Source organism: Nocardiopsis sp. TNDT3, from assembly GCF_003427465.1.
Lineage (GTDB): Bacteria > Actinomycetota > Actinomycetes > Streptosporangiales > Streptosporangiaceae > Nocardiopsis > Nocardiopsis dassonvillei.
Genome location: NZ_QPFC01000458.1, coordinates 1 through 5,624, shown reverse-complemented (window position 1 = coordinate 5,624; position 5,624 = coordinate 1). Strand labels below are relative to the sequence as shown.

Annotated in this window: 5 protein-coding genes; all 5 read left to right on the top strand. The window is 67.9% G+C overall.

The genetic code is table 11. The features are described from left to right. The first annotated feature begins 636 nt into the window (after positions 1 to 636). Positions 637 to 849 carry a hypothetical protein gene (locus DQW06_RS12060; RefSeq protein ID WP_019606745.1) on the top strand — a complete coding sequence of 71 codons (213 nt, stop codon included), beginning with the start codon at positions 637 to 639 and terminating at the stop codon, positions 847 to 849. Positions 850 to 980: 131 nt separating this feature from the next. Continuing rightward, positions 981 to 1,937, top strand: coding sequence for an OmpA family protein (locus DQW06_RS12055; RefSeq protein WP_232833013.1), 957 nt, complete (start codon positions 981 to 983; stop codon positions 1,935 to 1,937). Between the two features lie 12 nt (positions 1,938 to 1,949). Next, on the top strand, positions 1,950 to 2,477 hold the full coding sequence (locus tag DQW06_RS29515; RefSeq protein WP_232833012.1) for a hypothetical protein: 528 nt from the start codon (positions 1,950 to 1,952) through the stop codon (positions 2,475 to 2,477). A gap of 35 nt (positions 2,478 to 2,512) precedes the next feature. Then, positions 2,513 to 3,139: a hypothetical protein gene (locus tag DQW06_RS12045; RefSeq protein ID WP_232833011.1), complete on the top strand. Its 627-nt coding sequence runs from the start codon at positions 2,513 to 2,515 to the stop codon at positions 3,137 to 3,139. A 299-nt stretch (positions 3,140 to 3,438) separates the two neighbouring features. Next, a partial coding sequence (locus tag DQW06_RS12040; RefSeq protein ID WP_157983414.1) for a glycosyltransferase family 4 protein occupies positions 3,439 to 5,624 on the top strand: 2,186 nt, incomplete at its 3' end.

Here is a 5,624-nt window from a genome sequence, read left to right as displayed (position 1 = left end):
GCGGGGGATGAGCGGTCGTGGAGGAGGGGGTTCGCCAGGATCGGAGTCCTGACTGGGGGGATGCCGTCCGAAGGCACGTGGTTCTGTCCGAAGCCGTCGCAAACCAGGGGAGGTCCCGGCAGGCCGGGTGATCGCGCCTGGGAAGAGGAAGCGGTGTGCCCCACGGGCACCCTTGTTCCCCGCGCCGCGCCCGGTCACCGTGGCGTCTTCGCGCGCAAGTACGGGTTCCGTCCGGCACCGGGCGCCCCGGAGAGCCCGACGGTGGTCTGGTATTCGCCGTCCGGCCATGGCGCCCCCACAGCACACGTGCCATCATGGTGACCCGCCGACCACCAAACGTGACCCCGTCTCGGCGAGGAACTGTGACCGCGCATCGACCCGACCACCGGCTTCCGCCTGGGCGTTCATCCAGCCCTGTGGACAACGTGTGGTTCCGGGATCCATGGGGCATCCTGAAGGAAGATGGCCACATCCGGCCAGAAGGCGGGATGGCGTCGGTGTTCATGCCGGATAGTGGGACTCCGCGAGCACGCGTCGCCCACGTACTCCCCCCGGCGGCCGCGGGCAGGGACCCACCTGCCCGCAGACCGCGAAGATGTGGTGCCGTAAGACCCCCTCCTCAAGGAGTTAAGCCCCGTGAACAGCCTGACCAAACTCTGGGTGACGCTGAGCACCTTCCTCGTGCCGACCTCCAAGGAGAAGGACAAGGGCGCGACCCTCATCGAATACGCAGCGATAGTCATCCTCATCGCGGGCATCGTCGCAGCGATCCTGGCCATCGGCATCCCCAGCAGAATCGGCCAGTCGATCACCACTGCGATAACGGAGATCCTCGCTCCGTACGAGTAACCGCTCCCATCAGAACTATCAGGCGAGAAGAGATGCCAGCCGCACCCCCTCCTCCTCCAAGAAAAACGAGACGGGGAGCACTTCGCCCCGCTTCACTCCTTGTGGCTCTCCCCTTTCTTATTTCAGGGTGTGTGGTCAGTTCGGACGGCAACCCCTCCGCAGGGCAGAACAGCGATGCCGAACCGCCATCTTCTTCACAGCCGGAAAACAGCAACGAACACAACGGACAGGAGATACTGGCCAGCAGCACGTCTTCGTCAACGGCGATCGGCGATGATCTCCAAATCGATGTGTACGCGCTCGAGAACATCTCCCCCGGCTTATTAAGACTTCGCTTCGGAGTGACCAACAGGTCCGACTCCGATTTCCTCCTCAACTTCGGCCTCACGGTGGACGAAAAGCCGAACAGCGCCAGCCGGATCAGCCTCATCGACGCACAGAACCAGAAAAGGATCCTCAGCTACGAGAGGAGCGACGGCTCCTGTTTCTGCTCCACCTGGAACGGCAACATAGCCAGCGGGCAAACCGAGGAGATGTGGGTTGCCTTCCCGCTTCCCGTCACAGACGACGTGGAGTCCCTGACTGTCACCACACCGCTCACTCCTCCTCTGATGGACATTCCCATCAGCCAGTCGTCGGAGACCCTCGGGAGTGAGGACCTTGCCTCTCCGGAGATCCTGGACCTGACTTTCATTTCGGACAACACCGAAGACCAGACAGGACGGACCGAGGACAGCGATGAGATCAGCATCCTCCTCTCCTCAGATGTGCTTTTCGAGACCAACAGCGCAGTTCTCAGCTCCGAGGCCCGAGAGATCCTCGAACAGGTCGCCAGTGAAATCAATGACGCGAGTTCCGATGCCGTTCAGGTCGACGGTCACGCCGACAACACAGGCAGTGAGTCGATCAACGTTCCGCTGTCCCTCGAACGGGCCGAGGCGGTCGAGTCCGTCCTGTCCGAACTGGTCACGAGGGACGGGGTGACCTTCGATGTCGAGGGCCACGGAGCCAGCGATCCCATAGCCGACAACAACACCGAAGAAGGACGCGAGCGCAACCGACGAGTCAGCGTCACATTCGAAAAATAAGCGAGCAGCGCCATGAACAAGATTCACCGGTCATCCACACTCGCTGTCGCATTCGCGTCGATCCTGTTCGTCACGTCCGCGGGAACAGGTACTGCCGCGTCAGCGCCGCAGAGCAGCGATCTGGAGGTACTTGGCAGCGCAAGCGGAACAGACGAACTGTCAGGCCAACTGCGAGCCGAGGTCAACGAGGCGAGCAGGAACGAGAGCGGGAACCTCCTGTCCGTCACCTGGAGCATCCGCAACCCCGGAGACGAACGTGTGGTGCTGTCCTGGTTCAACCAGTACTCCTACATGTACTCAGGGCCGAACTTCGCCGGGATCACGGCGTTCGACCCCGAGACCGGGACCAGGTTCCACCCGATCATGGACAGTGAGAACTACTGTCTGTGCTCGGGGGAGTATTCGGTGCAGCTTCAGGAGACGGCGCTGCCGGGAGAGACCGTCAGCTACTGGTCCATGTACTCGGTTCCGAGCGACCTTGAGACCATCTCCGTGGAGATCCCCGGTTTCGATCCCATCGAGGACATCCCCATCTCCTGAAGTCCCCCACCACCCAGACCACCCAGGAGGCGGCGTTGCCCACTCCCCACCGCCCCGAGCCCGGTGAGCGCAACGGGCCGCCGAGGCGGCACCGGGACAGCCGGTTCCTGCAGCGGTTCCGCCCCGCACGGAGGACGGCGGACGACCGGGGCGCGGCACTGGTCGAGCTGGCGGCGGTCACCGTGCTGGCCGCGGCGATCATGGTCGCGGTCTACCAGCTCGAACTCAGCCAGACCTTCAACAGCGGGGTCCGGCAGATGGTGTGCCTGGTCGAGGGCCCCGGCTGCGGCGACGAGACCTGGGTGGACGCCGACCGGCCGGAGGAGCCCGAGGAGTACGAGTGGGGCCAGGGCAACTCCAACGCCCTGGAGAACGAGACCCTCGCGATGGGCATGGCCGCGGACCGCGGCTGGACCGAGAACGAGTGGGAGTGCCTGAGCAACCTGTGGAGCGTCGTCTCCCACTGGGACCACACGTTCGTCAACACCGAGACCGGTGACCACGGCATCTCCGGGTTCAACCCGGCCAGGCACGGCTCCATGCCCGAGGGTTTCCGGGAGAGCCCGTCCACGCAGATCTCCTGGGGGATCAGCCACATCGACGACGCCTACGGGTCGCCCTGCGCCGCCTGGGCCTACTGGGAGGACACCGGCACCTACTGAGGGTGCCGCCCATCCCCTTTCCGACCCGCCTTCCCCGACCGCCTCGCGCTCGCGCCTCCTTACACGAGCGCCGCTCACGGAGCCGGGCGAGGCGTCTTCGCGGCTTGTTAAGGTTCCGCAAAACACCCACAGAAATTAGTAAATACCAGGGTCTTATCAGACATAAGGGGCATTTCTCTCTGCGGAGCGTTCGTACCCTGGACGTTCCCACGCCGCCTCTGCGGGGGCTCTGGTGTGGAAGACGGGCATCGCTGCCGTCTCGTGGGGGCACGGGTCGGCACTGACCACACGGGGGTTCGGTGAAGATCGCCTATCTGATCAACGACATGTACGGCATCGGCGGAACCGTGCGCACCGTCGCCAACCAGGCGGCGGCGCTGTCCGCCCGGCACGAGGTCGAGATCGTCTCGGTGTTCCGGCACCGCGCCGAGCCCGTTCTGCCCGTACCCGCGCAGGTGCGCCTGCGTCCGCTCGTGGACGTGCGCGGGTACGACGGCGACCAGGGCACGGGGACGGACGGCCGCCCGCTGTACGAGGGATCGGAACGGGCCGGTGTACCGCCGCTGCTCTTCCCGCCGGAGGACGCGCGCGGTCCCACACACAGCCGTCTGACCGACGACCGGCTGGAGGAGTACCTGGCCACCACCGACGCCGACGTGGTGGTGGGCACCCGGCCTGGGCTGAACGTGGTGATCGCCCGGGCCGCTCCGAGCCGGGTGGTCAAGATAGGCCAGGAGCACCTGACCTACGACCAGCACTCCGAGCCGCTGCGCCGGGTGATGGAGGAGACCTACCCCCACCTGGACGCCTTCGTGACGGTGACCGAGGCCGACGCGCGCACGTACCGGGAGCGGATGCCGATGCCGCAGGTGCGGGTGCTGTCCATCCCGAACTCGGTGCCCGCGCCCGCGTTCACCGCCAACGGGCACAACAGCCGCACGATCGTGTCCGCCGGGCGGCTGGCCCCCAGCAAGCGGCACGACCTCCTGGTGCAGGCCTTCTCCATGGTCAGCGAGGACTTCCCCGAGTGGACGCTGCGGATCTACGGGCGCGGCAACCGGCGTGCGGCGCTGGCCCGGCTGGTCAACTCGCTCGGGCTCCAGGACCGCGTGTGGCTGATGGGCGCGCACCCGCGCGTGGAGGAGGCCTGGGCCCAGGGTTCGTTCGCGGCGGTGACCTCCAGTGAGGAGCCGTTCGGGATGACGATCGTGGAGGCCATGCGCTCGGGGCTGCCGGTGGTGAGCACCGACTGCCCGCACGGCCCGGCGTCGATCATCCGCGACCGCGAGGACGGGCTGCTGGTGCCCAACCGGTCCGCCCCGGGGATCGCCGACGGGCTGGCCCAGCTGATGGCCGACGACGAGCTGCGCCGGCGGATGTCGTCCGCCGCGCTGACCGGGTCCGAGCGCTTCGACCCGGCCAACGTCATGCTGATGCACGAGGAGCTGTTCTCCGACCTCTCCGGCCACGAGCTGCCTCCGCCGCCGGTGTCGGTGCCCGCGCCGCGCCCCGAACCGGCCGCCGCCTGCCGGGTGCGCGTGGACGGGGACGGGGCCGCGGTGCTGTCGTTCACCGACCCGCCCGACCGGGTGGTGCTGACCCTGGAGGGCAAGCGGGTGGAGCTGGAGCCGGACGGCGGCGACGTGGTGGTGGACGCCGCGCGCGGTCGGCTGGCCGCGCGCACGTGGGAGGTGCTGCGGCTCGACGGCGACCGGGAGACCCCGGTCCACGACGTGGAGATCCGCCAGCACGGCTTCCCGTTGGACCCGGAACGGGTCGGGCGCCTGTCCCTGGTGCTGCCCTCCCGTTCGGCGAAGGGCCGCCTGGTGCTGCACGTGCGGCGCTCGGCGCACCACGCCGAGGTGGAGCACGTGGAGTCGGCCGACGGGCTGATCACCGTGCAGGGCCGGGTGCTGGGCCGCGACGCGCCCGACGCCCACGCGCGCCTGGCGGTGCGGCTGCGCACGTCTCCCGGGGCCCTGCGGGAGTTCTCCGCGCCGGTGGCCGGTGACGGCCGTTTCACGGCGGTGGTGGACCCCGAGGTCGTGGTGCACGGCCGGTACGGCGAATCGGAGAAGTGGGAGCTGCGCCTGGTGCTCTCCGACGGGACCGAGTGCACCGTGGGGCGTCACCTGTCCGGTGTGGCGGGCTACCAGAAGATCATCCGGTACCCGGACCAGAAGGTGGAGCGGGGCGAGGGGTTCGGTTCGCGGGTGCGCCCCTACTACACGGTCAACGACCGGCTGGGGCTCGTGGCGTCGCCGCTGGCTCCCACCCTGGAGGTGGACCTCGTGCGGGCGAGCCCCGCGGGGCGTGGCGCGGGTCGCCTGCGGTTCGAGGTGCGTCTGGCCTCCCCGCTCCCGGAGGGCGCGGAGTACGCCGTGGAGGTGGTGCGCGGCACCGACGTGGGCCGGCGCTTCCCGCTGCGGGTCGAGGGCGGCTCCGCCTCCGGCGGCCGTCTGGTGGGCTCCCTGCCGCTGCTGAC

Excerpts from the sequence above, each read along its gene's own strand:
- DQW06_RS29515 (WP_232833012.1), top strand. The coding sequence starts at position 1,950 with ATGAACAAGATTCACCGGTCATCCACACTCGCTGTCGCATTCGCGTCG.